This window comes from Pseudomonas sp. R3-18-08 (assembly GCF_003852065.1).
In the GTDB taxonomy this organism is placed as follows: domain Bacteria; phylum Pseudomonadota; class Gammaproteobacteria; order Pseudomonadales; family Pseudomonadaceae; genus Aquipseudomonas.
The window spans coordinates 1,760,178-1,787,101 of sequence record NZ_CP027729.1 but is presented as its reverse complement, the minus strand read 5'-3'; the positions used below and the strand labels follow the sequence as shown (position 1 = coordinate 1,787,101).

Annotated in this window: 22 protein-coding genes; 9 read left to right on the top strand and 13 right to left on the bottom strand. The window is 60.1% G+C overall.

From position 1 onward, the window contains the following. Positions 1 to 228 precede the first annotated feature (228 nt). A complete protein-coding gene (locus tag C4J92_RS08150) occupies positions 229 to 1,560 on the top strand; it encodes an IS4 family transposase (protein WP_372238380.1) in 1,332 nt (443 codons plus the stop codon). 45 nt (positions 1,561 to 1,605) lie between these two features. Here C4J92_RS08150 and C4J92_RS08145 read toward each other — a convergent pair whose 3' ends face one another. Further along, positions 1,606 to 2,040, bottom strand: coding sequence for a DoxX family protein (locus C4J92_RS08145; RefSeq protein ID WP_124357637.1), 435 nt, complete (start codon positions 2,038 to 2,040; stop codon positions 1,606 to 1,608). Positions 2,041 to 2,143: 103 nt separating this feature from the next. Continuing rightward, the gene (locus C4J92_RS08140) at positions 2,144 to 3,565 is read right to left on the bottom strand and encodes a transglycosylase SLT domain-containing protein (RefSeq protein WP_124403502.1); all 1,422 of its coding nucleotides are present in this window, start codon (positions 3,563 to 3,565) and stop codon (positions 2,144 to 2,146) included. Between the two features lie 236 nt (positions 3,566 to 3,801). On the opposite strand from C4J92_RS08140, the gene C4J92_RS08135 reads away from it, so the two are divergent. From C4J92_RS08135 to C4J92_RS08115, 5 genes are all read left to right on the top strand, one after another. After that, entirely contained in the window at positions 3,802 to 4,608 is an 807-nt protein-coding gene (locus tag C4J92_RS08135) for a TatD family hydrolase (RefSeq protein ID WP_124403501.1), read from the top strand. A gap of 96 nt (positions 4,609 to 4,704) precedes the next feature. Continuing rightward, the gene (locus C4J92_RS08130; RefSeq protein WP_124403500.1) at positions 4,705 to 6,186 is read left to right on the top strand and encodes a methyl-accepting chemotaxis protein; all 1,482 of its coding nucleotides are present in this window, start codon (positions 4,705 to 4,707) and stop codon (positions 6,184 to 6,186) included. A 198-nt stretch (positions 6,187 to 6,384) separates the two neighbouring features. Next, positions 6,385 to 11,094, top strand: coding sequence for an RHS repeat-associated core domain-containing protein (locus C4J92_RS08125; RefSeq protein WP_124403499.1), 4,710 nt, complete (start codon positions 6,385 to 6,387; stop codon positions 11,092 to 11,094). Between the two features lie 2 nt (positions 11,095 to 11,096). Then, the gene (locus C4J92_RS08120) at positions 11,097 to 11,504 is read left to right on the top strand and encodes an Imm50 family immunity protein (protein WP_124403498.1); all 408 of its coding nucleotides are present in this window, start codon (positions 11,097 to 11,099) and stop codon (positions 11,502 to 11,504) included. 182 nt (positions 11,505 to 11,686) lie between these two features. Next, complete coding sequence (locus tag C4J92_RS08115) at positions 11,687 to 12,049, top strand: Mpo1-like protein (RefSeq protein WP_124403497.1); 363 nt, start codon at positions 11,687 to 11,689, stop codon at positions 12,047 to 12,049. 3 nt (positions 12,050 to 12,052) lie between these two features. On the opposite strand, the gene C4J92_RS08110 is transcribed toward C4J92_RS08115, so the two are convergent. The 3 genes from C4J92_RS08110 to C4J92_RS08100 form a co-directional block, all read right to left on the bottom strand. Then, positions 12,053 to 12,850 (bottom strand): acyl-CoA thioesterase II, encoded by a 798-nt coding sequence (locus C4J92_RS08110; RefSeq protein ID WP_124403496.1) that lies wholly within the window; start codon positions 12,848 to 12,850, stop codon positions 12,053 to 12,055. Positions 12,851 to 12,940: 90 nt separating this feature from the next. Further along, entirely contained in the window at positions 12,941 to 13,702 is a 762-nt protein-coding gene (locus C4J92_RS08105) for a CHAD domain-containing protein (RefSeq protein WP_124403495.1), read from the bottom strand. A gap of 45 nt (positions 13,703 to 13,747) precedes the next feature. Next, positions 13,748 to 14,026 carry a hypothetical protein gene (locus tag C4J92_RS08100; protein WP_003238638.1) on the bottom strand — a complete coding sequence of 93 codons (279 nt, stop codon included), beginning with the start codon at positions 14,024 to 14,026 and terminating at the stop codon, positions 13,748 to 13,750. Between the two features lie 217 nt (positions 14,027 to 14,243). On the opposite strand from C4J92_RS08100, the gene C4J92_RS08095 reads away from it, so the two are divergent. Then, positions 14,244 to 15,281, top strand: a complete 1,038-nt coding sequence (locus tag C4J92_RS08095) for a patatin-like phospholipase family protein (RefSeq protein ID WP_124361881.1) — start codon at positions 14,244 to 14,246, stop codon at positions 15,279 to 15,281. Positions 15,282 to 15,322: 41 nt separating this feature from the next. Here the strand turns inward: C4J92_RS08095 and C4J92_RS08090 are convergent, their stop codons facing one another. The 6 genes from C4J92_RS08090 to kdpF all read right to left on the bottom strand — a co-directional run bounded on the left by C4J92_RS08090 (position 15,323) and on the right by kdpF (position 23,498). Next, the gene (locus C4J92_RS08090) at positions 15,323 to 16,012 is read right to left on the bottom strand and encodes a response regulator (RefSeq protein WP_124405779.1); all 690 of its coding nucleotides are present in this window, start codon (positions 16,010 to 16,012) and stop codon (positions 15,323 to 15,325) included. A 129-nt stretch (positions 16,013 to 16,141) separates the two neighbouring features. Continuing rightward, positions 16,142 to 18,793 (bottom strand): sensor histidine kinase KdpD, encoded by a 2,652-nt coding sequence (locus tag C4J92_RS08085; RefSeq protein WP_124403494.1) that lies wholly within the window; start codon positions 18,791 to 18,793, stop codon positions 16,142 to 16,144. A gap of 249 nt (positions 18,794 to 19,042) precedes the next feature. Beyond that, positions 19,043 to 19,588 (bottom strand): potassium-transporting ATPase subunit KdpC, encoded by a 546-nt coding sequence (gene kdpC / locus C4J92_RS08080; RefSeq protein ID WP_124403493.1) that lies wholly within the window; start codon positions 19,586 to 19,588, stop codon positions 19,043 to 19,045. Positions 19,589 to 19,631: 43 nt separating this feature from the next. Next, a complete protein-coding gene (gene kdpB, locus C4J92_RS08075) occupies positions 19,632 to 21,695 on the bottom strand; it encodes a potassium-transporting ATPase subunit KdpB (RefSeq protein ID WP_124403492.1) in 2,064 nt (687 codons plus the stop codon). A gap of 9 nt (positions 21,696 to 21,704) precedes the next feature. Next, entirely contained in the window at positions 21,705 to 23,399 is a 1,695-nt protein-coding gene (gene kdpA / locus C4J92_RS08070; RefSeq protein WP_124403491.1) for a potassium-transporting ATPase subunit KdpA, read from the bottom strand. Between the two features lie 9 nt (positions 23,400 to 23,408). After that, positions 23,409 to 23,498: a K(+)-transporting ATPase subunit F gene (kdpF, locus tag C4J92_RS08065; RefSeq protein WP_003218754.1), complete on the bottom strand. Its 90-nt coding sequence runs from the start codon at positions 23,496 to 23,498 to the stop codon at positions 23,409 to 23,411. Between the two features lie 383 nt (positions 23,499 to 23,881). Here kdpF and eat point away from each other — a divergent pair, with 383 nt between their 5' ends. Both eat and C4J92_RS08055 read left to right on the top strand, forming a co-directional pair. After that, complete coding sequence (gene eat / locus C4J92_RS08060; RefSeq protein ID WP_124403490.1) at positions 23,882 to 25,246, top strand: ethanolamine permease; 1,365 nt, start codon at positions 23,882 to 23,884, stop codon at positions 25,244 to 25,246. A gap of 110 nt (positions 25,247 to 25,356) precedes the next feature. Beyond that, on the top strand, positions 25,357 to 25,524 hold the full coding sequence (locus C4J92_RS08055; protein ID WP_124403489.1) for a DUF2897 family protein: 168 nt from the start codon (positions 25,357 to 25,359) through the stop codon (positions 25,522 to 25,524). A 36-nt stretch (positions 25,525 to 25,560) separates the two neighbouring features. On the opposite strand, the gene C4J92_RS08050 is transcribed toward C4J92_RS08055, so the two are convergent. Both C4J92_RS08050 and C4J92_RS08045 read right to left on the bottom strand, forming a co-directional pair. Next, positions 25,561 to 26,409, bottom strand: a complete 849-nt coding sequence (locus tag C4J92_RS08050) for a DUF1989 domain-containing protein (RefSeq protein WP_124403488.1) — start codon at positions 26,407 to 26,409, stop codon at positions 25,561 to 25,563. A 129-nt stretch (positions 26,410 to 26,538) separates the two neighbouring features. Next, positions 26,539 to 26,871 carry a ComEA family DNA-binding protein gene (locus C4J92_RS08045; RefSeq protein ID WP_124370098.1) on the bottom strand — a complete coding sequence of 111 codons (333 nt, stop codon included), beginning with the start codon at positions 26,869 to 26,871 and terminating at the stop codon, positions 26,539 to 26,541. Positions 26,872 to 26,924 lie beyond the last annotated feature (53 nt).

The window sequence follows — 26,924 nt, the reverse complement described above, 5'->3', positions numbered from 1 at the left end:
TGACGAGTGCATGGTTCTGTCGGACTGCATCGAGTCCAGTGGCGCCCCGCAATTAGCTGTTTAAATCGGCGCATGAGCAGCATCCTAGAGAAGCTGGCGGGGCAGTGTCAAGAATCCCGAGCAACGAAAAAGGCCCGCACAGGGCGTAATGCTGTTCACTTAAGCATTTGAGTCCAAGCCGGGCTTTCTAGAGAATCCGATGTCAGACCCCTGGCATCGGATTTTTTTATGCCCATTCAGCAGCAGTTGCTCGACCTCGGCGATCTCTTCAATTTTTCTGACCTGAGCACCTTCACTCAGAACATCCCTATCGAGTGGGTAGCGAGTGCGCTGAACCTCTCGGCGCAAGCCACGATACGACGGCGCCGTTTGCCGAGCGATCAAGTTCTTTGGCTAGTTTTGGGCATGGCTCTGTTCCGCGATGAGCCTGTTCATGAGGTCGCCAGGCGTTTGAATATCTGCGCGCAAGGCTTGGCTTCTGATCAGTTGCTGGCCCGAAGCGGGGTAACTGAAGCTCGCAAAAGGCTGGGCGCTGACCCAGTTGAATCGCTGTTCCGTCAGACCGGTAAACATTGGGGCAACGAGCGCTACGAGGGAGATGACTGGAACGGTCTACAGGTCTTCGCGGTGGACGGTGCACTACTGCGAACTGCTGACTCACCTGAGCTCAGAGAGCATTTCGGCTCCGGTAATACCGGCACCGACCGCCAGACCCCGTTTCCGATGCTGCGGCTCGTTGCGCTGATGAATGTCCGTTCGCATGTCATCCTCGATGCGCAGCTCAGCCCTTATCGGGGCAGTGAAATGCGGTTGGCCGAAACGTTTCTGGGGCAAATTCCGGACAATTCGATCACCTTGTTCGACAAAGGCTTCTGGGGCGCGGATCTACTGCTAAGCGTGGTGGGCGGCGGCGCGAACCGACACTGGCTGACACCTGCTCGCAAGAATTTGGTCATGGAGGAAGTAGAGCGCTACGGCGAGCACGACCGTCTCGTCCGGATGAAGGTTTCTCCTCAGGCACGTAAACGAAATCCTGAGTTGCCCCTGAGTTGGGAAGTGCGTGAAGTTAGCTATGAAAGCCATGGAAAAGTCAGATCGCTGCTTACCTCTTTGCCTGTCGAGGACTACGACACCGCAGCTGTGGCTGAGCTGTACCTGGAACGATGGGAGATTGAGCTGGGCTTCAGGGATATCAAAAGCTCGATGCAACAGAACGCGGTAACGCTACGCAGTAAGAAAGTCGAGCTGATTTATCAGGAGGTCTGGGGGCTTTTGCTGGCTTATAACATTATTCGTCGAGAGGCCAGCCAAGCCGCTGTAGCGTTCGGCCGCGCACCTTCGGATATACGGTTCAAGCCTGCCTGCCAGTACATAGCGGTGCAGTTGATAGTGATGGCAGCCGCTAATCCGGTATCTGCAACAGGAAGGAGGCTAAGCGAGCTGAGGGGAGGAGTAGGAGGAATGTTTCTGGATCACCGCCCAAGGCCGGGAAGGCCAAGGACGGTGAAGATTTCCAAAACCCGGTACCCAGTGGACCGTAAGGCTGCTCCGCTTAAGTGAACAGCATTACCGCACAGGGCGGGCCTCTCATGAGGTGCGAAACGCTCAGTTGGCGATGGCGCGGTCGGCCGACAGTTTGCCGGCACCTTCGAACAGCACCGCCAGCGAGCCGCCAAGCAGGGCCAGGGCGAATTCATACCCATTGTTTGCCATGAACAGCCCGTTATGAATGTGCACCGAAAAGATCGCCACCAGGGTCAGAAAGGTCAGGCCCAAAGCTGCTGGGCGTGCAAGCAGGCCGATGATCAGCGCCAGGCCGGCAAAGAACTCGGTGCCACCCGACAGCACGGCCATCAGCGTGCCCGGCGCCAGGCCGATGCTTTCCATCCACTGGGCGGTTCCCGCCAGACCACCGCCGCCAAACCAACCGAAGAGTTTTTGCGAGCCGTGGGCAGCGAAGATAATGCCGACGAAGATGCGCAGAACAGTCAGACCGTAGCCGGCACGGGTGGACAGGACGCGGGTAATCAGTGGGCTCATGGGGTAAATCCTTTTTCAGGTAGGGGTTGGTTGGCCGCTATATTAATCAGTTTAAACAATGATAAAAGCCGAAAAATTGCCTTATCAACATCGATAAAATCGATTATTTGCGAGACGCAACTTTCGCCGCTTGCGGCTCCAGGGACTCCCGCTCCCTATCGAACGCCAGGTAGTATTTGTTGACACTATTAACATAGCTGACGCCGCCCATCCCCACCTGCTCCATGGCAATGCGTTCAACCTGAAAAAACCACTGATTGGGGTTGAGCCCCCGGCGCCTGGCTTCGGTGCGCATGCCCTGCACCCGCTCCGGCCCCATGTTATACGCCGCCAGCACAAAGGCCATGCGTTCACGCTCATTGAGCTTGGGGCTGGCGAAAAACTTGCGGCGGATCATCGCCAGGTAGCGCGCACCCGCCTGCACATTACTGTCCAGACTCTCGATATTGTTGACGCCCACCCGCTGCGCCGCCGAAGGCGTGATCTGCATCAGCCCGGTAGGACCACCGCTGTTGCGTGCGCCAGGGTCCAGCGCAGACTCCTTGAAGGCCAGCGCAGCCAGGTTCAACCAGTCCATGCCTTGCTCGCGCGCATGCTTTTGCAGGATCGGGCGCAGTTTCTCCAGGCGTTGACGATCGGCGCGGGCCAACGGGTTGCGCACTTGATAGAGACGTCGATAGATACGCTGGAACGCCACATCCTGGTCGGATGGGGTGTGATAGGTCTTGAGGAAGCGATTGATGCTCGCCCGCAGCATCGACGCATCCTGGCGCACGAACCAGTACTCGTCACCCGGCTCACTGATGGCCACCTGCTTGTCAAAGCGCAACTTAGGCAGGATTTTCGACCAGCGTTCGGCAATCGGCTTTTCAACGATGGTCAGGTGAAAGATCCCGGCCTGCACCATCTCCAGCACGTCTTCCACCGCCAGGCTTGGGTCGACCCATTCCACCTTGATCGGCGGCTGCTTGTGCAGGGCCAGCTTCTGGTTGACCTGGCTGATCGCATCCGCCGCCGCGCTGCCGGTGGTCAGCGTCAGGGTGCGGCCCGACAACTGCTCCAACCTGGTAAACCGACGTTCCCCCTTGACGCCGACCAGCCACAACGGCACATCGCTGGCGATAGGGGCACTGGCGCTGATCTTGTGCGCGGCCTTCACGTCCAGCAATTCGCCAGGGGCAACCAGGTCGCCTTCGCCACGGGCCAGTGCGCCAAGCAACTGCTCCTTGGCCTTGGGGATGATCTTGAGGTTGATTTGCTGGCCATCACGGGCATGGCCATTGAGGTATTGCTCGAACGCACGCAGGCGATGGTATTCGACACCGATGGCCTGGCCCTGCACTTCACCGGAGCTGTTACGGCTCTGATTGACCAGTACACGCAGGGTGCGGCTGGAACGAATGTCTGCCAGGTCACGCACCTTGCCGGGCTTTGTCACTTCCAGCGGCCCATCCAGACGCGCGACCGCCGCCATGGGCAGCAGCAACGTCACGCACACTACAAGCAAAGCCGAGGGTCGGATCATCCGCTCTCCGGAAAGAATACTGGCCAACGCCTTCGTGAAAAGCGAGGTGTTGGGCGTCAGAAACAGAGCGCTTTAAGCGCTGGCAAGGCGCGCAACGGCGACACAGTGAGAGGCAGCGGGCCCGGCACAATGTCGCTTGCGACGTTCAAAGACAGCGATAACGCGTTGTAGTTCTTCGTTTTTCTTATAAATCTACAGCTCTGATATGCTTTCCGGCCGCAGGCGGAGATAGCACCATGCAACTCATTGATATCGGCGTCAACCTGACCAACCCCAGTTTCGACGAGAGGCACTCGGCCGTTCTCGAGCGTGCCTACGCCGCTGGCGTGCAGCAATTGGTGCTCACCGGTACGAGCGTCGAAGGCAGCGAACAGGCCCTGGAACTGTGCTTAAAACTCGATGAAAGCGCACAACGCCTGTTCAGCACCGCCGGTATCCATCCCCACTCCGCCAGCGCTTGGAACCGCGACAGCGCCCAACGTTTGCGCGGTCTGCTCAGCGAAACACGCGTGCGCGCCGTCGGCGAGTGCGGACTGGATTTCAACCGTGATTTTTCGCCGCGCCCACAGCAGGAAAAAGTCCTCGAGGAACACCTGGCCCTGGCCGTCGAGCTGAAACTTCCCGTGTTCCTCCACGAGCGTGATGCCAACCAACGCCTGCTGGAGATTCTCAAGGACTACCGTGACCACCTGCCCGCTGCCGTGGTGCATTGCTTCACTGGCGAGCAAGCGGCGCTCTTCAGCTATCTCGACCTTGACCTGCACATTGGCATCACTGGTTGGATCTGCGACGAGCGCCGTGGGACGCATCTGCACCCGTTGGTCAGGGAAATTCCTCGTGGTCGTCTGATGCTGGAAAGTGACGCGCCCTACCTGCTGCCCCGCACGCTGCGCCCCAAGCCGAAGAACGGCCGCAACGAGCCCGCCTTCCTGACCGAAGTGCTACGCGAAGTTGCCCTGCATCGCAATGAAACGATGCAAGAGCTGGCGATGCACAGCACCGCCTGTGCCCGCGCCTTTTTCGGCCTGCCTGCCGTGGAGTGATGCGGCGCATTGACCCATGTCAAAAACGCTTTCCTGAGTAGCGGCACAATAATGGCACCTTGCCAATGCTGTTTCCGCTATCAGAGAAAACCTTCCATGGGTGCCTGGCTTAGCAATATCTCGCTTAAATACAAATTCTGGGCCGTCAACGCGGTGGCCTTCATCACTACCCTGCTGCTGGTACTGTATGCCGTCCAGCTCGAACAACAGGCGCGCAGCCATGCGTCCCAGGTGTCGGCCCAGGCCCAGGCGCAGTTGCTTAGTGCCTGGCCGGCTGACAAGCCACTGCCCACCGGCGAGAACTGGCTGACCTTCACCCGTGGCCAAATCCCACAACGTGCAGACGAGGATCTCTCAGCCTTGCAAGACGCGAGCGGCTGGATCGAGCTCAGTCACCTGCCATTGTTCGGCGTCAATCCGCTGGTGGGCGCCGAGGTCATCCGCCGTGCCGACGGACAGCAGGTCGCCGTACTCGCCTACGCGCCAAGCCTGCGCCAGGTGTTCGGCGAACGTTTCGTCAACTATGCGCTGGCGGTGGCGATCCTGATGCTCGCGATGCTTGGCGCCTCACAACTGCTGATCCGCTTCCTGCTCAGCCAGCTCAACACCCTCAAGGACGTGATGCTGCATGTGGAGAAGACCGGCGATTTGTCCGCCCGCGTGCCCCTGGCCTGCAAGGATGAAGTCGGGCAGATGGCCAGCGCCTTCAACGCCATGCAGGCCGGCTACCAGCGGGTGGTCAACACCGTGGCCCATACTGCCAAACAATTGGACGAGGGCGCCGCGCGGCTGGCCAGCAGCATGAACGAGGTGCAGCGCGGCATGCTCGGCCAGCAAAGCGAGACCGACCAGGCCGCCACGGCGATCAACGAAATGACCGCCACCGTCTACCACATTGCCCAGCACGCCGGTGCCACCCGCGACCTCTCGCAAACCGCCGACACCCTCGCCGGCAGCGGCCAGGAAGTGGTCATCCGCGTGCAGCGTTCGATTGCCGGGCTGTCCAGCGGCGTGCAACAGACCGCTGAAATGATCCAGAAACTCGCCGAAGACAGCCAGAAAATCAACAGCGTGGTCGGGGTGATCCACAGCATCGCTGAACAAACCAACCTGCTCGCCCTCAATGCCGCCATCGAAGCTGCCCGCGCCGGAGAAATGGGCCGTGGCTTTGCGGTGGTCGCCGACGAAGTGCGCAACCTGGCCAAGCGCGTACAAAGCTCCACCGACGAAATCACCCGCATGGTCTCGGCGCTGCAAGCCGGCACCCGCGACGCGGTGGACTTCATGCAGGAAAGCTCGTTCAAGGCTGACGACTGCGTAAAACAGGCCCAGGAAGCCGGTGCCGCACTCGCCGACATCACCGGCGCCGTGGCGCAGATGCGCGAGAGCAACACCCAGATCGCGGTGGCCGCTGAACAGCAAAGCCATGTCGCCGAAGAGATGAACCGCGCAGTGGTGAGTATTCGCGATGTAACCGAGAACACCGTGCGGCAGACCGTAGATTCGGCGACCACCAGCCATGCACTGGCGGCGTTGGCGGGAGAATTGAGCACAGCGATTGGGCAGTTGAAGCTGTAGGGCCGTTCAGACCGTAATCCGATTCCTACGACCAAGCCACAGCCTACCTGAGATTAAGACGAAACTTCCTCGCCACTCCCGCGAATAACGCCGACTTCTTTTACCGACGAACCTCTGCAAAGTCCCTCGCCTGATCAAACAGTGCGAGGGAGTGCAGATGGTTTTTTTCGTTAGGGCCCAGGTCGCCGGGGCCGTCTTTTGATTCCGGTGATTGCCAGCTTTGTGCTGGCTCCCATGGACCCCGAAGCGCCGGATATTGAAAGCGTTCTCCGAAATTTCCGCGACTGCCTGAATACGTTCGACGACTGGGCCGAAAGCTTTTTAAGTGGCTCGGCACTGGAAGTGGAGCAGGTGTTCAAGGTCGGGGAAGACGTCGCACTGGTTGCGCCGATTTCTTCCGACATGCCCAGTCGCACCGTCGCCATGTGCAAAGCCCAGGGTGGGCTGACCCTGGTGCACCTGTTCGAAAGCACGCGGTTCGTGCCGATCGGCAACACGCCGGTCACGCTGCAAGCCATCGCCAAGGACGGCACTCCCATTGGCGCGCCGCTGCATCGAACCATCGGCCCCGGCGGCATTCTTGAAGTCCCAGAATGCACTCGTGACCAGCGGTACCAAGTCACCTTTTACCCCAACGTTTCCAAGGATCACGTCAAGGCGCTGTATGCGTCCTACCAGTCGGTGATCGCCGGGCTGGAAGCTGACCTGCGCCAGCAATGGAACGAGCGCTTCAAGCCTCAGTGGACCGACTTTGCAAACGCCCCGCCCTTCACGCGCAGCGCGAAACAGGGAGCGGCCTTTGCAACCGGGATTGGCAAAGCCTTTTACAACCTGTGGGACAACATTACCGAGCTGTACGACCTGCTGGCGAACCTTAAGTCCAACAGCGAGAAGTTGCTGCAGTACCTTTCTCAAGCCGAACTCGATCAGTTGCTCAAGCTGGGTAAAGACACCCTCGCCCAGGGTTTGCTGGTGCTCAGTGATGAGCCGCTGTTGTTCATTTATCTCTCGGCGGCGGTGGCCTGGATGCGCATGCTGCCACCGCCCGAGATGTATGAACTGCTGGGTGAGATTACCGGCGAAGTGTTGATCAATCTGCTGCTGATATGGGCGACGCGGGGGATTGGGGTACAGCTTCGGTTGGGGGCTCAGGTACTCAGCCAGGTCAAATCCGGGCGGGCGCGGGCGTTGTTGGAACTGCTGGCCAAGCAGGTTGTGGGGCCTGGGCTGGAAGCGCATGTGGAGGCGGCCAAGCCGTTGCTGCTGAACAGTGCGGCGACGGCGATCAAGGCGGTGCCGGTAGCGCCGTTGAAGGCGGGTGACACGCTGGTTTCGAACGCGGTGCCGGCGGTGCGCAGCGAGACCCAGCGTACCGCCTTGGTGCGGCAGGAAGCGGTGGATGATGTGCCTGCCGTGGCTTCGAACCCGAAGGGTGATGCGGCGGCCTCTGCGGATAAAACCGTTACGAACGGTTGCCCGGTGTCGATGGTCACTGGCGAGGAACTGCTGACACTTACCGATGGCGCGCTGGATGGGGTCTTGCCGTTCGAGTGGACGCGCTTGTATCGCACCAGTGCGGTGGAAGTGGATTGTGGGTTGGGGTTTGGCTGGAGTCATGCGCTGGCGCAGCGGCTTGTGGTGTCAGGTGATTCGGTGGTGTGGACGGACCACGAAAATCGCTCGACCACCCTGCCCTTGCCGACGGTGGCTCGGCCGGCGATTACCAACAGCCTGGCGGAAGCGGCGATTTATTTGGGGTCGGTTCCTGACGAGTTGGTGCTGGCCCAGAGTTCGCGTTTCTACCACTTTCGCGACGGTGTACTGACGACAATCAGCGATGCGTATGACAACCGGTTGTTGGTTGTCCGGGATCGGTTGGGGCGGATTGAGCGGCTGGATAACGGCGTGGGCCGCTCTTTGCTCTTGCGCTATGAGCTGGATCGCATTGTCGCGGTGGACTACCAGGTTCATCGCGCCACAGGGCATGAACCCTTCGTCTGGGTGACCGAGCAGAACGTCGTTTCCTACGCCTATGACGACGCTGGACGACTGGTTTCAGCGACCAACGCTGTCGGTGAAAGCGAGGTTTATCGGTACGACGAGCAGCACGTCATTCTTGAGCGCCAGCTGGCCGGCGGGGCGAGTTTCTTTTGGGAATGGGAACGCGCTGGCAAGGCAGCGCGCTGTGTCCGGCATTGGGCCAGTTTTTCGCAGATGGACACGCGGTATGCCTGGGGCGATGACGGTCGCGTCACCGTGCACAACGCCGACGGCAGCCAGGAAGTTTACGTACATGACCAGCGGGCGCGGCTGATACAGCGCATCGATCCCGACGGCGCCCAGCATTTCAAATCCTACGATGACAAGGGCCGCCTGACCGTCGAGCAGGACCCGCTGGGTGCGGTGACGGCCTATCAGTACGACGCCGCCGGACGCTTGGTCGCGCTGTTTCCGGGGGACGACGAACCAACGGCCTACGAGCATGACAACGGTTTCGTACGGGTTATGCGCCGTGGCCAAGCGGTCTGGAAATACGAGCGCAATGACCAGGGCGATGTCATTCGCGAGATCGATCCCGATGGCAACGCGACCGACTACAGCTACGACCAGCAGGGACAACTGACCGGGGTTTGGTATCCCGACAACAGCTGCCATCGCTTGGTGTGGAATGAACGCGGGCAGCTCGTTGAAGAGCAATTGCCTAATGGCGGGATCAAGCGCTACCGCTATGACGACCTGGGCCGGCAGGTTGCGCGTGAGGATGAACAGGGCGCGCTGACCCAGTATCAATGGGACGCCGTAAGCCGGTTAACTCGCTTGGTATTGCCGGACGGTGCCACACGAGAATTCAGCTACAACCCCTACGGAAAAATCATCGCCGAGCGCGATGAACTCGGCCACGTCACCCAATACGAATACGCCGACGGCCTGCACCTGATCAGCCGCCGCATCAATGCCGACGGTACCCAAGTCAACTACCGCTACGACAACGCCCGCTTACTGCTGACCGCCATCGAAAACGAAGTCGGCGAAACCTACCAACTCGACTACCACCCCAACGGCCTGATCCAACAGGAAACCGGCTTCGACGGCCAGCGCACCGCCTACGCCTACGACCTCAACGGCAACCTGCTGGAGAAAACCGAATACGGCGACGATGGCAGTCAGCTCGTCACTCAATACCAGCGCGACCATGCCGGTCGCCTCGTAGGAAAAACCCTGCCCGACGGCAATACGGTTGAATACACCTACGACCGCCAAGGCAACCTCCTCAGCGTCGACGACGGCCTCTGGTTCCTGGCCTACGAATACGACCGCCAAAACCGCCTCACCGCCGAGCACCAAGGCTGGGGCACGCTGCGCTACGGCTATGACGCCTGCGGTCAGTTAAAAAACCTGCGCCTACCGGACAACAACCGCCTCACCTTCAACCACGACAAAGGCGGGCATCTCGCCACCGTCGAGCTGAACGGTGCATTGCTGACTTCCCACCTGTTCAAAGCCGGTCGCGAACACCAACGCCAACAAGGCCAACTCCTCAGCCACTACCACTACGACGAGCAAAACCGGCTACATACCCACGCCGTCACCCAACAGCAAAACCACCTCTACCAACGCCACTACGACTACGACAAAACCGGCAACCTCACCCGCCTGCACGACACCCGCAAAGGCGAACACCTTTACCGCTACGACCCGCTCCACCGCCTGACCCGCGCCGATCATTCGCAAGACGTCCAGGAACGCTTCGGCCACAACCCGGCCGGCAACCTGCTTATGCAAGACAGGCCAGGGCCGGACATCGTTGCGGGTAATCGGTTGGTGATCCAAGGCGATCACCACTACGACTATGACGCCTTCGGCAACCTGATACGCGAGCGACGTGGCAAGGGTCATCAACTCGTTACCGAATACCGCTACGACTGCCAGCACCGGCTAATCGGCATCACCAAGCCCAACGGCCAAACCGCCAGTTATCGCTACGACCCGTTCGGTCGGCGTATCAGCAAAACCGTCGACGGCATTACCACGGAGTTCTTCTGGCAAGGCGACAAAATCGTCGCTGAGCACCACGCGGATCGTCATCGCAGTTACATCTACGAACCCGACAGCTTCCGCCCATTGGCACTGCTGGCAGGCTTCGGCCCCGAAGAAACCAAGCCCTACCACTACCAACTCGACCATCTCGGCACCCCGCAGGAACTCACCACGCCTGAAGGCGAAATCGTCTGGTCCGCCCACTACCGCGCCTACGGCGAAATCAGCCGCCTCGACGTAGGCAAAATCGACAACCCGCTGCGTTTCCAAGGCCAATACTTCGACCAAGAAAGCGGCCTGCACTACAACCGCCATCGCTACTACAATCCAGATATTGGTCGTTACCTGACGCCTGATCCGGTGAAGCTGGCGGGTGGGATCAACGCATACCAGTACGTGCCCAATCCTACTGGATGGGTGGACCCGTTAGGGCTGAGCGCTAACTGCCCGCCTAAAGGCAGGCATCATTCAGCCTGTAAAACTCCAAATGAACCCGACGCACCCGATGTTTCACGCAAAGGTGCCTTCAGACAAGCGAAGAGAGACGCCGGGATACCGATGGTTCAAAACCCAGACATGGTAGTAGATCTAGACACAGGGAAAACTAAACAATACGTCACTGAAAAAATGACGGACAAAAACGGAAAAACAGTTCTGGATGATGCAGGGAGATCCATCGAAACAAAGGTTTATCAATTTACAAGATCAAATGGCTCTAAGGTTCTTATCCAAGACCACTCAGCAGGACATAAATTCGGCAGAGTAGATGGTGTTGGGGACCATTCGTCACACTTCAACTTACGCCCGATCGAAAAGCCTCGAAAAGGCTATCTTGAAGGCGCAAAAAAACATTATTCATTCAGGAAATAAGCATGAAGCACTGGAACGAATTAGATGGAAGCATATTTTTTAGTAAACTTTTCAGCTCTCCAGTTGAAATTGGAAAAATAGCTCTGTTTTCTATAACTATAGAAAATGATCAACCATCAATAGACATGGGTTTTGACATACCTGAATTCCCAGACGACCTGCCAGAAAAATGGAGAAATAAAGGATATAACATGTGTAGAGTTGGCCTAACTTGCAATGACATTGACAACCTGAAAATCTTAAATATTCCTGCCCATGAGGTATTTACTGCACGCATCAAAAGAGCCAACAATCATTTTACATTTGAAGCCATCAGCGACAGCGCCTCCATAACATTCAACGCAAAATTTATTTCACTTAAAGGCCCTAGTGTTTACATCAACGGACCGGACGACTACTACTTCAAATAACCCAACATAACCATCCCAAATTGAAAACAATCTCAAATCGCGGCACCCCGTTGAGTCACCTGAAAAGTTATTTTTACATAAAGGTGGCTCTATGGACTCCATAGCCAACCCTAATTCGCCGCCCTATCCTCTCCCACCTAAACTCCCTCTAAGTTGTTTAAACGGACAGAGGATTCACCACCATGGGCAAACGTCACCCCAATCTCCCCGCCTGGCAATGGCGTAATTACCCACAAAACCATCAACACCCGACCAATCTGGCTTTGCACCTGATTGCCGTGCCGCTGTTCATCATCGGCTTTCTGTTGATTTTTTCCGGTGTGTTCAGCCTGAGCCTGGTCAGTTTTGCCGTAGGCGTGATCGGCATTTTGGCGGGCCTGGCGCTGCAGCGTCATGGTCACAGCCTGGAAGCCCAGGCGAGCGAGCCGTTCAGTGGTCGTAACGACGCGGTGCAGCGCCTGGTGGTCGAGCAGTTCGTGACGTTTCCGCGCTTTGTGCTCAGCGGCGGCTGGTGGCGGGCGTGGCGCCAGCGTCACCGGCATTGAGGGTCAGGCGAAGACAACCACGGTCTGGCGACTGAGGGCGATCAACTCGCCGGTCGGGCTCCAGAGCGCGGCGGCGGCATGGCCGTAGCCGTCGCGGGCGTGTTCGATATTGACGTGGTATTGGCACCAGTCGAGGGTGGTCAAGTGCTGCAGGGGCTGGATGAATTCGATGGTCCAGGTCAGGGTGCTGCCCGGCGCCGGTTTCTTCAAATGCGGAAGTAACGCCGGCGGCCAGGCGTCGACCAGTGCGAGGATGTGCGCCTCGGTCAGGGGCTCTTCTTTCACGTCCCCGCGCAACCGTACCCAACCGCCCATGTCGCGGGATTTATTGCCGGTAAACGGCAGGCCGCCGACGCTCCAGCGCATCGCCAGGTGCCGCATGAATTCAGGGGTGACGCCCTTGATATAGGGCAGCTCCTGGCATTCGTCCCAATGTTTGAATACGGGTGGCGGCTCGCTCGCGACGTCAATTTCCGAGGCGCGGGACGCACCGAAACTGGCCTGGACCAAGGTCGCCACTTCACCGTTCTGCACCACACGGCCCAGCAATTGGCTGACAGCCTTGCCTTCGCGCAGCACTTCAACCTGATAGCTGGCGGCTACATCCGCTGCTACCGGGCCAACGAAGGTGATCGCCAGTGAGCGCAGCGGCCGGTCTGCCGGCACTTTGGCACGCAAGGCTTCGTATTGTAACGCGGCGACCAGGCCACCAAAGGTCGCGCGGCCTTGGGCCCATTCGGCAGGGATGGTGACATCCTGTGGGTTTTGACGGGCAGCGTCGAGCAAATCACTAAAGCGCATGGCGACCTCACATCAAGAAAATCGATGAGGGGATCTTAACCACCAAGCCCGCCAGATACAGCACCTATTCCGGCCAAAAGCCGGACCGGTTCAGAAACAATCGGCGCTGAGCTTATCCAGAACCCGGTCCGCCTGCCGCTCGGCCTTGGCCATGGTTTGACGCCAGGTGGCGACGAAGGGCTCAAGATCGGCCTGATGCTCGGCCAGCATCAACCACTGCCAGCAGTCGTGCCAGTCACCCAGGGCGCCCTGGGCTTTTTTCAGACCGGACAGGGCCTTGGCGGGCAATTTATCCAGTTCGGGATACGCCTCGGCGGCGTAGCGCACGCGTTTGATCAACAGGCGCAAACGGTGGCGATCATGCTCGGGGTCATTCAGCGCATGATCGAGAACCTTCCATTGCTTGGTCAGGCGTTTCTGGATGCGCGAGCGCAGGCCCTTGAGCAATTTCTGGCGTTGGGAAGCGCGGATAAACCGTGGAAACGCATCGAGGATCTGCAACAGGTGTGCGACCTGCGAGCTCTGCGCCACCTGGCGATAGGCCTCAGACTGCAGGCGCAGACGCCGCTCAGCCGCCTCATAATGACCTTGCTGCTGCAAGTACGCCGCCAGCACCTCACGATCACGCAACGGTGTGGTCAAATGGCCGACCGCGCGGGCGGCCGATTCAAGCTGTTCGACACCCGGTAACCCGCGCAAGGGGCGCAGCAGGCTGCGCAAGCGGCGCACAGTAGTGCGCAGATCATGCAAGGCTTCATCATCGGTGACGGCGGCAAGACGCGCCTGACAGCTCAGTAACCCTACTTCCAGGCCAATGACCTGAGCGACCAACTGATTGACCAGCGCTGACATCCTGCCCTCCCTGTGTGATGAAACAGCCTACTCGAGGCTAGCGAATCAACGCCCGGCGCGTGACTCACGGATATAGAAGCGCGCTTTCTCGGCCTTATTGGAGCACCCTTCGAACGCTTCGAATTGCTGTTGGGTCTTGGCCCCGGTCAACAACGACAACGCCTTGGAGTAGCTGACGGTGCCCGCGAAGCCCTCGGCCTTGGCCAGGTCCAGTTCTTTCCAGGCGGCATCCAACTGCGACCCGCAGCTGTCGCGATACGCGGTTTTCCCGGCACAGCCAGCCAAGGCCAACAGGATCACGGGAACACACATCCAGGCTTTCATCGATGACACCTCAAAATATACAAAATCTGTCGTAGCCTGTAGACGTTGCCTACAGGGAAAAGTGCCTTGTCCTTAGCCTGAAATCAGTAGTACCCATTGCCAGAGCATACCCGAGCCTAGACGCGATTCTGGAAAAATATTGCCAAGGCTTACCGAGGATTGTAGCGGCCCCCTTGATGGGTGCATTGTGGGCACCTGTTTCACGAAGGATCTGGTCATGAAGAAACGTGTTGCCTTAGTGCTGGGCTCCGGCGGAGCCAGGGGCTACGCCCATATCGGGGTGATCGAAGAGATCGAACGACGCGGCTATGACATCGCCTGTATTGCCGGCTGCTCGATGGGTGCCGTGGTCGGCGGGATCTATGCCGCCGGCAAGCTGGACGAGTACCGAAACTGGATCGAAAGTCTCGATTACCTAGACGTGTTGCGCCTGGTGGATGTGAGTTTTCGCCTGGGCGCAATTCGCGGTGAAAAGGTGTTCGGGCAGATCCGCAAGATCGTCGGCGAGATCAATATCGAAGAGCTGCGCATCCCCTACACCGCCGTGGCTACCGACCTCACCAACCAGCAGGAAATCTGGTTCCAGGAAGGCTGCCTGCACCAGGCCATGCGCGCGTCGGCCGCGATCCCCAGCCTGTTCACGCCGGTGATGCAGGGCAACCGCATGCTGGTGGATGGCGGCTTGCTCAACCCGTTGCCCATCGTGCCGGTGGTGTCGAGCCATTGCGACTTGATCATCGCGGTCAACCTCAACGCCACCAACCAGAAGCACTACCATTTGCCGGTGATCCAGCGCCCGCCGGCATTCAAGAGCCGCTTTAACAGCCTGGCAAAATCATTGGGTTCGCACCTGCCGTTTCGACGCAAACAGGCCGAGCAGTTGATGAAGCTTGAGCAGGAAGCGTTGCAGGCCCAGGCCGCCGAGATCAACCCATGGCTGGAGTCGGCCGAGCCCGAATCCCAGCAACCCGCCGCCGCGCCGGAAAAACCCGGCACGCCGAAGTCGGCCACAGGCTCGTTCATTATCGATAACGTCGGGCCTGCGTCGCTGCTGGACCTGATCAACCAGAGTTTCGAGGTAATGCAAACGTCATTGGCACAGTACAAAATCGCCGGCTACCCGCCGGATGTGCTGATCAACGTGCCCAAGCGGGTGTGCCGTTTTTTCGAATTCTACAAGGCGCCGGAGTTGATCGCGTTGGGGCGGGAAATTGCCAGCGATACGTTGGATCGGTATGAGAGTGAGCAGTCTTGAGCGAGCTTGCCTGCGATGACGCCAGGGCAGGCGCCAACGATCTAGGCCCCTAGCAACCTGTAACCCACCCCCGCCTCAGTCACGATAAACCTCGGCTGCGTCGGGTCATCCGCCAGCTTCTGCCGCAAATGCCCCACCACAATGCGCAGGTAGTGGCTGTCTTCGGTGTGGGTCGGCCCCCAGATATCCTTGAGCAATTGCTGCTGGGTAATCACCCGCCCGGGATGCCGCGCCAGTTGCGCCAGCACCGCGTATTCCTTGCGGGTCAACGCCACCTCGGCACCGTCCAGCAGAACGCGGCGGTAGGCCAGGTCTACCGTCAGCGGGCCGAAACTCAGGGCGGCTTCCTGAGACTCGCCCGTCGGTGCCTGGCGCAACAACGCACGCACACGGGCGAGAAATTCCTGGATGCCGAAGGGCTTGGTTACGTAGTCATTGGCGCCGCCGTCGAGGGCATCGACCTTTTGGCTCTCGCTGGCCCGCACCGACAGCACCAGCACCGGCACCGTCGACCACTCGCGGAACTCGCGCAGCACTTGCTGGCCGTCCATGTCGGGCAAGCCCAGGTCCAGCACCAGCAGGTCCGGCTTGCTCAATGCCGCTTGGGCAAGGCCTTCATTACCCGTGCCAGCCTCAATCACCTTATAGCCTTGGGAGGCCAGGCTGATGCGCAGGAATTTGCGGATCTGCGGTTCGTCATCAATGACTAGAATCGTCGCGGTCTGGCTCATGGTGTCCAATTAAAATCCATTAAAAACAAACCATTGTAGGAGCGAGCTTGCTCGCGAAAAACGTATAGACGCCGCGTGTATTCAGGATGCCATCATCCTCATTAACGATCTTCGCGAGCAAGCTCGCTCCTACAGGTTTTGCTCCAAAGCAGGTTGTGTCGGCAATGGCAGAAACAAGGTGATGCAGGTGCCGCGCCCCTCAATGCCATCCGCCACGCTGATATGCCCCCCATGTGCGCCAACCATCCCCTGGCAGATCGCCAAGCCAAGGCCGGTGCCTTGCCCGCCCCGATCACCACGGGCAGCGGTGTAGAACATGTCGAAGATCTTCGCACGCTCATCCTCGGGAATCCCCGGCCCTTCATCGGCCACGGCGAAAAACAACTGGTTGTCCGCGACACCAGCGCTCAACTGCAAACGACCCTGGGGCGGTGAAAAACGTGCGGCGTTTTCCATGACATTGACCAACGCCTGCTCGATCAACGCAGCGTGCACGTAGAGCAACGGCAGCTCCGGCGGCACATGGGTGCTCACTTGCAACGGCGCCAGCACCGCGCGCAAACGCCCAAGGGCGCTGCCGACGATATCGCCGGGCGAAACCCAATCGCGCGCCAGCTTCAGCGCGCCGTGGCCCAGGCGAGTCATATCCAACAGGTTCTGGATATAGCGGTCAAGGCGCTCGGCTTCATCGCGGGTGCCTTCGAGCAATTCGCGACGATCCTCCAAAGGGATCGCCTCGCCCAGCGCCAGTAGGCTATCGATACTGCCGCGCATGGAGGTCAGCGGCGTGCGCAGATCGTGGGATACAGAGGCGAGCAAGGCGCTGCGCAGTTGTTCGGTTTCGCCGTGCAAACGCGCCGACTCCAACTCCTGTCCCAACTGCGCCCGCGCCAGCGCCTGGGCCAGCGGCTGGCTCAAGGCGGTGAGCAGCCGGCGGCGTTGCCCGCTCAACTCCAAGCCCGGCTTGGCACTGACACCGAGCAAACCCAAGGGCCCCTCTTCGCCCGACAACGGCCACCACCACCAACGTCCAAACGGCAAGGTGCCGGTGCCCACACCCGCCGGCTGATCGTGCTGCCAGGCCCAATCGGCGGCAGCGCGTTCGGCTTCGGTAAGGGTCAACGGGCCACCGGTCTCGATTGTCCAGCCGCCCTCGCCGTCGCGATTGACCAGGCATACATCCAAGTCATTCCAACCTTGCAGGTGGTGAGCCGCCGCACTGATAACGGCCTGGCGATCCGTTGCTGCAGTGAGCTTGCGCGACAGGTCGAGCAGCTCACTGGTTTCTTCCTGAGTATCGCGCAGCGCCTGCAACTGGCGACGCTGGCGCGCAGCCAGGTTGCCGGTGAGCGCTGCCATCAACAGGAAGAACAACAGGGTCAGCACATCCTCTTCACGCTGGATGGCAAAGGAGAAATTCGGCGGAATAAACAGAAAGTCATAGGTCATGAACGACAACGCCGCACACACCAGCGAAGGCCCCAAACTGCTGCGCACCGCCACCAGCAGCACCGCCGCGAGAAACACCAGCGAGATATTCGGCAACGGCAACACGCTGGACACGCCCCAGGCCAAGCCGGCCGCAACCACGGTCGCCACCACGGCCAAGGCATAGTCGAACCAGCGCAGCCCACGCGTATCCGGCAAGCGCGGCGGTGCAGGCATGTCGTCGCTGTCGAGCACGTTGATCTCCAGGCCCCGCGCATTGCGCAACAAGCGTGCGGCGAGGCCTCCGCCGAACAGCCGTCGACGCCAGCGCATGCGCGACTGCCCGACCAGTACCAAGCTGGCGCGGCGCTCGGCGGCATGCTGGATCAGCGTCCTGGCCACCTCGCCCGCCCGCAGCAACACCACCTCGCCGCCCAAACGCTCCGCCAGTTGCTGGGCATTTTGCAGGCGTAGCCGTGACTGTTCATCCCGCGCGTGCCCGTTGTCGATATGCACCAGGCTCCAGGGTAAATGCCGCCGCTGGGCGACCCGGCTGGCATGGCGCACCAGGCGTTCGGCCTGTGCGTCGCCATCGACCCCCACCAGCAAACGGCCACGTACCGCCGGCGCAGCTTGCCCGAGTTGGCGGTAACCCTGGGCCAGGTCGTCGTCGACGTGGGCGGCCGCGGTCTGCATGGCCAGTTCGCGCAGGGCCATCAAGTTGGTCTGGGTGAAAAACGCATCGATGGCCGCTCGCGCCTGTTCCGGCACATACACCTTGCCGTCGCGCAGGCGCTCCAGCAATTCGCGGGACGGCAAGTCGATCAGCAGCAACTCGTCGGCCTCTTGCAGCACCCAGTCCGGCAGGGTTTCACGCACCTGCACACCGGTAATGCCCCGCACCTGGTCATTGAGGCTTTCCAGGTGCTGGACGTTGACGGTGGTGAATACGTTGATGCCGGCAGCGAGCAATTCCTGAATGTCCTGCCAGCGCTTTTCATGCCGGCTGCCTGGGGCGTTGCTATGGGCCAGTTCGTCGACCAGCACCAACTTGGGCTTGGCCGCGAGCAGGCCGTCGAGGTCCATTTCTTCGAGCATCACGCCACGGTATTCGCTGCGCAACAGCGGTTGTTGCGGCAGGCCGCTGAGCAAGGCTTCCGTCTCGGCGCGGCCGTGGGTCTCGACCACCCCGGCAATCAACGGGACGCCCTGGCGCAGTTGAGTGTGGGCCGCCTGGAGCATGGCGTAGGTCTTGCCCACGCCGGGCGCGGCGCCGAGGAAGACCTTGAGCCGGCCACGGCCGTTACGGGGTAGATCGGCTAACAAGGCATCGGCGCGGCCGGAGTCGCTCATGCAAGGGCTTCCTTAGGTGTTCAGGTAATCAGGCTCAATGACGATCAACTGTGGGAGGGGGCAAGTCCTAATGCAGTCAGTTAAGCAAAAGTGGTTCCCTGTAGGAGCGAGCTTGCTCGCGAAGAACTCAGGGCCCTCTCGTTCATCCAGAATGAACGCGTTGTCTGGGCGTTTTTCGCGAGCAAGCTCGCTCCTACAGTGAAGCCGCTTAACTGACTGGCATTAGGGAAAGCCCTCTCCCACAGGGGTTCAGAGTTTTTCCAGGGCCATGTTCAGTGCCAGTACATTGACGACCGGCGGTCCCACCAACGGGCTTTCGGTGTGTTCATCCAACATCCGCTGCAAGGTCGACACCGGCACATTCCGTGCTGCCGCCACTCGCGCCAGTTGATAGGCAATTGCCGCGGGTGGCAAGTGTGGATCAAGTCCGCTGCCGGAGGTCGTCAGCGAGGCCAACGGTACGGGCCCCTGGCCGGGCACCTGTTGTTTATCCGCGTCATCGAAGATGCGCGTGGCCAGCGCAGGATTGCTCGGACCAAGGTTGCTGGCACTGCTGGAGACCGTCGCGAACGCCCCGGCCGAGGGGCGTGGATGGAACCAGCCGTCACCGCTGAATTCCTGGGCGATCAGGCTGGAACCGCGCACCTTGCCGCCGGCATCGCGCACCAGGCTGCCATTGGCCTGATCCGGGAAGGCAACCTGAGCGACGCCAGTCACCACCAGCGGATAGGAGACGCCGGTGATCAGGGTCATGAGTACCAGCAGGCTCAGGGCCGGGCGGATTGTATTAGTCATCGTCAAATCCTCAATAAATCGGGCCACAAAAAAGACCGCAGGGTTACACCAGGTGCAGCGCCGTCAGCAGCATGTCGATCGCCTTGATGCCCACAAACGGCACCAGCAGCCCACCCAGGCCGTAGATCAGCAGGTTGCGTCGCAACAAGGCTGCCGCACTCGCCGCCTGCACGCGCACACCGCGCAGGGCCAGCGGGATCAGCACCACGATGATCAGCGCGTTGAACACAATTGCCGACAGAATTGCGCTCTGCGGGCTCTGCAGGTGCATGACGTTCAGCACGCCCAATTGCGGGTAGATCGAGGCGAACAGCGCCGGCAGGATCGCGAAGTACTTGGCCACGTCGTTGGCGATGGAAAAGGTGGTCAGCGCGCCCCGGGTCACCAGCAACTCCTTGCCGATCTGCACCACGTCCAGCAGCTTGGTCGGATCGCTGTCGAGGTCGACCATGTTGGCGGCTTCGCGTGCGGCCTGGGTGCCATCGTTCATCGCCATGCCGACGTCGGCCTGGGCCAGCGCTGGCGCGTCGTTGGCACCGTCGCCGCACATGGCGACCAGACGGCCGTCGTTCTGCTCATGGCGAATACGGGCGAGTTTTTTCTCAGGCGTAGCTTCAGCCAGCACGTCATCCACACCGGCCTCAGCGGCAATCGCGGCGGCAGTCAGCGGGTTGTCGCCAGTGACCATCACGGTACGAATCCCCAGCTTGCGCAGCTCGGCGAAACGCTCACGGATGCCAGGCTTGACCACGTCTTTCAGATGGATAGCACCGAGCAATTTGCCATCGGCGCACACCAGCAACGGCGTGCCGCCGCTTTGGGCGATCTTGTCGATTTCCCGTGATAAGGCCGGCTGCAGGTCGCTGCGTTGCTGGCCGATAAACGCCAGCAGCGAATCCACCGCACCCTTGCGGAATACGCGGCCCTGATAGTCGACACCGGACAAACGGGTTTCGGCGCTGAAGGGGACCGCAGTCAGTTCGTCCGGCGTCGGCTCTGCCTGGGGGTGCAAGGCGCGCAGGTATTCGACGATGGACTTGCCTTCCGCCGTGTCATCCGCCAAGGAGGCGAACAGCGCACCTTCCGCCACTTCCCGACCACTGACACCGGGCGCCGCAACCACTGCCGAGCAACGACGGTTACCGAAGGTGATGGTGCCGGTCTTGTCCAGCAGCAACACATGCACATCCCCTGCCGCCTCCACCGCGCGGCCAGACTTGGCGATCACGTTGAGCCGCACAAGGCGGTCCATGCCGGCGATGCCGATGGCCGACAACAAGCCGCCAATGGTCGTAGGAATCAGCGTCACCAGCAGTGCGACCAGGAACACCAAGGGCAGGCTGCCATTGGCGAAGTGAGCGAACGGCTGCAGGGTCACCACCACTAGCAGGAAGATCAGGGTGAGGCCGATCAGCAGGATATCCAGCGCGACTTCGTTGGGCGTTTTCTGGCGTTTGGCGCCTTCCACCAGGGCGATCATGCGGTCCAGGGTGGACTCACCGGGGTTGGCGGTGATGCGGATCAGCAGCCAGTCCGACACCAGGCGGGTGTTGCCGGTGACAGCCGAGCGGTCGCCGCCGGACTCGCGGATCACCGGAGCGGATTCGCCGGTAATCGCCGCTTCGTTGACGGCGGCGATACCTTCGATCACCTCACCGTCGCCAGGAATCATTTCACCTGCGGCGACGCGCACCACATCACCTTTGCGCAGGCTGGTGGCCGGTACCACCTTGAAACTACCGTCGGACTCCTTGCGACGAGCGCTCAAGCCTTCACTGCCGGCCTTGAGGCTGTCGGCGCGGGCCTTGCCACGGCCTTCGGCCAAGGCTTCTGCGAAATTGGCGAACAACACGGTGAACCACAGCCACACCGCGATTTGCACGGCCACGAAGGTCGGCACGGCGGTGTCGGGCACAAAGCACAGCACGGTGGTGAGGATGGCGGTCAGCTCGACCACCAACATGACCGGCGAGCGTTGCAGTTGGCGTGGATCCAGCTTGACGAACGCCTGGACCAGCGCCGCGCGCCACAGGGCCGAAATCGCAGTTTTGGCAGGTTCCTGGGGTTTGACCGAGGCCGCATTTTTTACAGGCATATTCATTTTCATATCCCTTGGTTAGAAGCCCATGCTCAGGTGTTCAGCAATAGGGCCCAGCGCCAGCGTCGGCAGGAAAGTCAGGCCGCCCACCAGCAAGATGGTCACGGTCAACAAGGTCACGAACAACGGGCCGTGGGTCGGGAAACTGTTCTGGCCAATCGGTGCGGTCTTCTTCATCGCCAGGCTACCGGCCAGGGCCAGTACCGGGAGGATGTAGCCGAAACGGCCGATCAACATGCCCAGGCCAAGCATCAGGTTGTGAAACGCGGTGTTGCCGCTGAACCCACCGAACGCCGAGCCGTTATTGGCACTGGCCGAGGTGTAGGCGTAGAGCAACTGGCTGAAGCCGTGGGGGCCAGGGTTGCTGATGGCGCCGGCCGGGCCTGGCAGGCTGGCGGCAATGGCACCCAGTACGAGCACACCCACCGGCATCACCAGCAGGGTCACCACCAGCAGTTGCACTTCCTTGGCCTGGAGTTTCTTGCCCAGGTATTCCGGGGTGCGGCCGATCATCAGGCCGGCGAGGAACACCGCGATCAACACGTTGAGCAACATGCCGTACATACCGGCACCGACCCCGCCGAAGATCACTTCGCCGACCATCATGTTAACCAGCGCCACCATCCCGCTCAGGGGGCTGAGGCTGTCCTGCATGCCATTGACCGAGCCGTTGGACGCTGCGGTGGTGGTCACCGACCAGAGCACCGTGCCGGTGGTGCCGAAACGTGTTTCCTTGCCTTCCAACGGAGCGGTTTGCTCAACGGCCGGGTTGTTCAAGGTTGGGTTGGGCTGGTATTCGGCCCACAGCGAGGTCGCGCCGCCGATCAGGAATAAGGCCAGCATGCACGCAAGAATGGCGCGGCTCTGACGCAGGTCTTTGACGTAATGGCCGAAGGTAAACACCAAGGCCACCGGGATCAGAATGATCGAGGCCACTTCGAAGAGGTTGGCCCAGGCTGTCGGGTCTTCGAACGGATGCGCCGAGTTCACTCCAAAGAAACCGCCGCCATTGGTGCCCAATTGCTTGATCGCAATCTGGCTGGCCGCCGGGCCGAGAGGGATCACCTGATCCACGCCTTGCATCGTCACGGCATCAACGTAATGGGCGAAGGTTTGCGGTACGCCCTGCCAGACCAGGAACAACGCCAGCACCAGGCATAACGGCAGCAAGCCGTAGAGGGTGGCGCGGGTCATGTCGACCCAGAAGTTACCCAATGTCTTGGAGGATTTGCGACCGATCCCACGGCAAAGCGCGACCAGGACTGCCAGGCCGGTGGCGGCACTGACGAAGTTCTGCACAGTGAGGCCGACCATCTGGCTGAGGTAGCTCAGGGACGCTTCACCGCTGTAGTTCTGCCAGTTGGTGTTGGTCATGAAACTGACCGCGGTGTTGAAGGCCAGCGTCCATTCCTGGCCCGGCAATTTCTGCGGGTTGAGTGGGAGATAGTTCTGAAACAACAGGATTGCGAACAGCAGCAAAAAACCCGCGAGGTTGAACGCGAGCAAGGCCAGCATGTATTTCTGCCAGCTTTGCTCCTGATGATCGTCCACACCCGAAAGGCGATAACAGGCTTTTTCCACAGGCCCCAGCACCGGCGTCAGCCACGTGCGTTGGCCTTCCATCACCTTGTAATAGAACCGCCCCAGAAACGGTGCCGGCACCAGTACCACGGCGAAGAAGGCGATGATCAGCCAATAGTCATAACTGTGCATAGCCTGCTCCTAGTTCCGATCCGCGCGTAACAGCGCAACCAGCAGATAAATGAACAGCGCCACAGCCAATAGCAGTGACACCCCGTCCAGAACGCTCATGGAAGTTTCTCCGTTTAACGGCAAGTGCCGCGTGTGGGGCAATTGTCCGCAGGAGCGGTGTAAAGGAACGAGAGCGAGGCGGGGCGTGGGGCGTAAAGATGGCGTAAAGAGTGGCTTTATGCGGGGTTTACACGGGAATTTCGGCGCCTGGGCGGGTGCTGTCGAGTTGTCATGCCGAGCGCCGATCAACCTGTGTGAGGGGGCTTGCTCCCGATGGCGCCAATCAAGACCCCCTCGCACTTATCTGGTGCGACGTCGCCACTATTCAAACGCCAAACCATCTCCCAGGCGACAGTGGAAGCGCTTTACGACACCACTTTGGGAAGTGGCATGTCCACTGCAACACCTTGAATCATTCCAAACCGTTCAGGGAGCACCACACAATGAACACACACCTCAAACCCACCTTGGGCACCCTCCATCTCTGGGGCATCGCCGTCGGGCTGGTGATTTCCGGCGAGTACTTCGGCTGGAGCTATGGCTGGGGCGTGGCCGGCACGCTGGGTTTCCTGGTGACCTCACTGATGGTCGCCGCGATGTACACCTGCTTCATTTTCAGCTTCACCGAGCTGACCACCGCGATTCCCCACGCTGGCGGCCCCTTTGCCTACAGCCGCCGCGCCTTCGGCGAAAAAGGTGGCTTGATTGCCGGCCTGGCGACCCTGATCGAATTCGTCTTCGCCCCACCCGCCATCGCCTTGGCCATCGGTGCCTACCTCAACGTGCAGTTTCCAGCGCTGGACCCGAAACACGCCGCCGTCGGCGCCTACTTCGTGTTCATGGGCCTGAATATCCTCGGCGTGAAACTCGCTGCTACCTTCGAACTGGTGGTGTGCGTACTCGCCGTCGCCGAATTGCTGGTGTTCATGGGCGTCGTTGCCCCGGCATTCAGCTTCAGCAACTTCGCCCTGAACGGTTGGGCCGGCTCCGACACCTTCGGTGCCCCGGCGATTGCCGGCATGTTCGCCGCGATCCCCTTCGCCATCTGGTTCTTCCTCGCCATCGAGGGCGCAGCCATGGCGGCCGAAGAAGCGAAAGATCCCAAGCGCACCATTCCAAAGGCCTACATCAGCGGCATCCTGACCCTGGTAATCCTGGCCATGGGCGTGATGTTCTTCGCGGGCGGCGTCGGCGACTGGCGCACCCTGTCGAACATCAACGACCCACTGCCCCAGGCGATGAAAACCGTCGTAGGCGAAAGCTCCGGCTGGTTGCACATGCTGGTCTGGATTGGCCTGTTCGGCCTGGTGGCAAGCTTTCACGGCATCATTCTCGGCTACTCGCGCCAATTCTTCGCCCTGGCCCGCGCCGGTTACCTGCCGTCTTTCCTAGCCAAACTGTCACGTTTTCAGACGCCCCACCGAGCCATTCTCGCCGGTGGCGTGGTCGGCATTGCGGCCATCTACAGTGATGGCCTGATCAATCTGGGCGGCATGACCCTGACCGCCGCGATGATCACCATGGCCGTATTCGGCGCCATCGTCATGTACATCATGAGCATGCTCAGCCTGTTCAAACTGCGCCAAACCGAACCGCTGCTGGAACGCACCTTCCGTGCACCCGGTTACCCCGTCGTGCCGGGCATCGCGCTGGCTCTGGCAGTGGTGTGCCTGGTAGCGATGGCCTGGTTCAACACACTGATCGGGCTGATCTTCCTAGGTTTCATGGCCGTGGGCTTCATCTACTTCCAACTGACCGCCCAAGACCGCGCCGATGCGCCGGCAGATGCGATGTTGACCGGGCTATAGGGTTTACGAGGCAGAACGGGCCTACAATGAACTACTCAGAAAGCCCGTAACTCAAAGCAGTTATTACCGTGGGAAATTCTCCCCCGGCTATCTGCCTCAAGGAGAGCCTTATGCCGTGGTACGCGTGGTTGATTATGGTAATTGCGATCGGGTCGATCGTCGGTGGGTTGATGATGCTGCGTGACAGCGCCAACAAAGTGGACCTCACCGACGAACAACGCAAACGCGTGGCCGAGCGCAATGCGCAGGCGGACGCCAAGGATGCGCAGGATCGCTAGATGGTGGTAGCTCCCGCCGGGCTGCGAAGCAGCCCCCTACTCCCATTCCGCCTTGGCAATATGTAACCCGTGCTGCCCCTTATACGCGGCACGCTCCGGCTGACTCCAGCCACTCAGCAATTCGTCCTCCAGCCTATAGATTTCAACCCCCAACGGGCGACACACCGTCAGCGGGTCCTGCGCGTCCGGCCCCCACATCGGCAACGACAAATCCCCACCTGGGCATGTCGATAGCGCACACAGCAAATCAATCTCCGCGAAAAACTCCAGGTAATCGCCCTTCTGCGCCGGGCAGGCTTTCATGAAATACATGTCGTCGTGATTAAGACCGGTGCACTGGAAAATATTCAGCACGTCGTGCACATCGAATTCCGTCAGCCCGTGAGGCAATACCGCGCGAGTCAGATTTGAGTGGCAGTGGTGATGAAAATCCTCGCCAGTGAGCATACGGTTTACATAGGGATCGCAGCGTGTGCCGAGCAAGTCGTGCAGGCGCCCGCCGTGCTCATCGATGCCGTAGCTTGCGAGACTGTCATCCGTAATAGTGACTAGCGGTCGTAGAAATGGAAGGTTCGACCACAAGCGGTCGTGAGTGCTGACGTGGGCGCCTTGAAGTTGCCGAGTGCGCGCCGCCCACAAGCGTTCGCGCGGGTCGTTGGCATTCCACACATTGAAGTCGCCCACCTGGGGGCCTACAGGCGTGGTCACCCGGAACACATGCCCGGCCGGCACTTTCCACGCCCTGCCCGTGCGGATCGGCACCTCGAACTGTTCGATCAGAGTGCGCTGATCCTTGCGATCACGGATACGTTCATAGAAGGTCGCATCCACCTGTAACGCCGAGCCTTTGCTGACCTGGTAAGCGGCTGGATAGTCTTTGTACATGGGGCGAACCTCCATTAAGGGTGACTGTTGAACAATCGATGATCTTGAGGTAACCACATTTCATGCCAGGGCTGGGCTAAAAACACATGATAAAAGGCCGATCATTGATCGGCCCCTGGGTGACGTCGTTTAGTTGATAACCAGCCTGTCGCGATTCTTCTCCAGCAAAGCCTTGCCGATGCCCTTTACTTCCAACAACTCATCCACCGAGGTGAAGGGCCCATTGCTTTCGCGAAAGGCGACGATCGCTTTCGCCTTGGAGGCCCCAATACCGAACAAATCGCGTCGCAGGGTTTCAGCGTCGGCGGCATTGAGGTTGACCTTGGCCGACTGCTCGGTTTTGGTCATTTGTGCGGAGATGGGGGTTGGCGCTTCAGGTTTGGCGGATGGGGCCGCGGTGGCGGCGACGGAGAGGCTGGTGAGGAAGGCGAAGATGAGGGAGGAAAGGTAGGTGTTATGCATTGGTGACGCTCCATGACATCGGTAAGAGAAAAGCAGCTTTTCCGAAGCTGCTT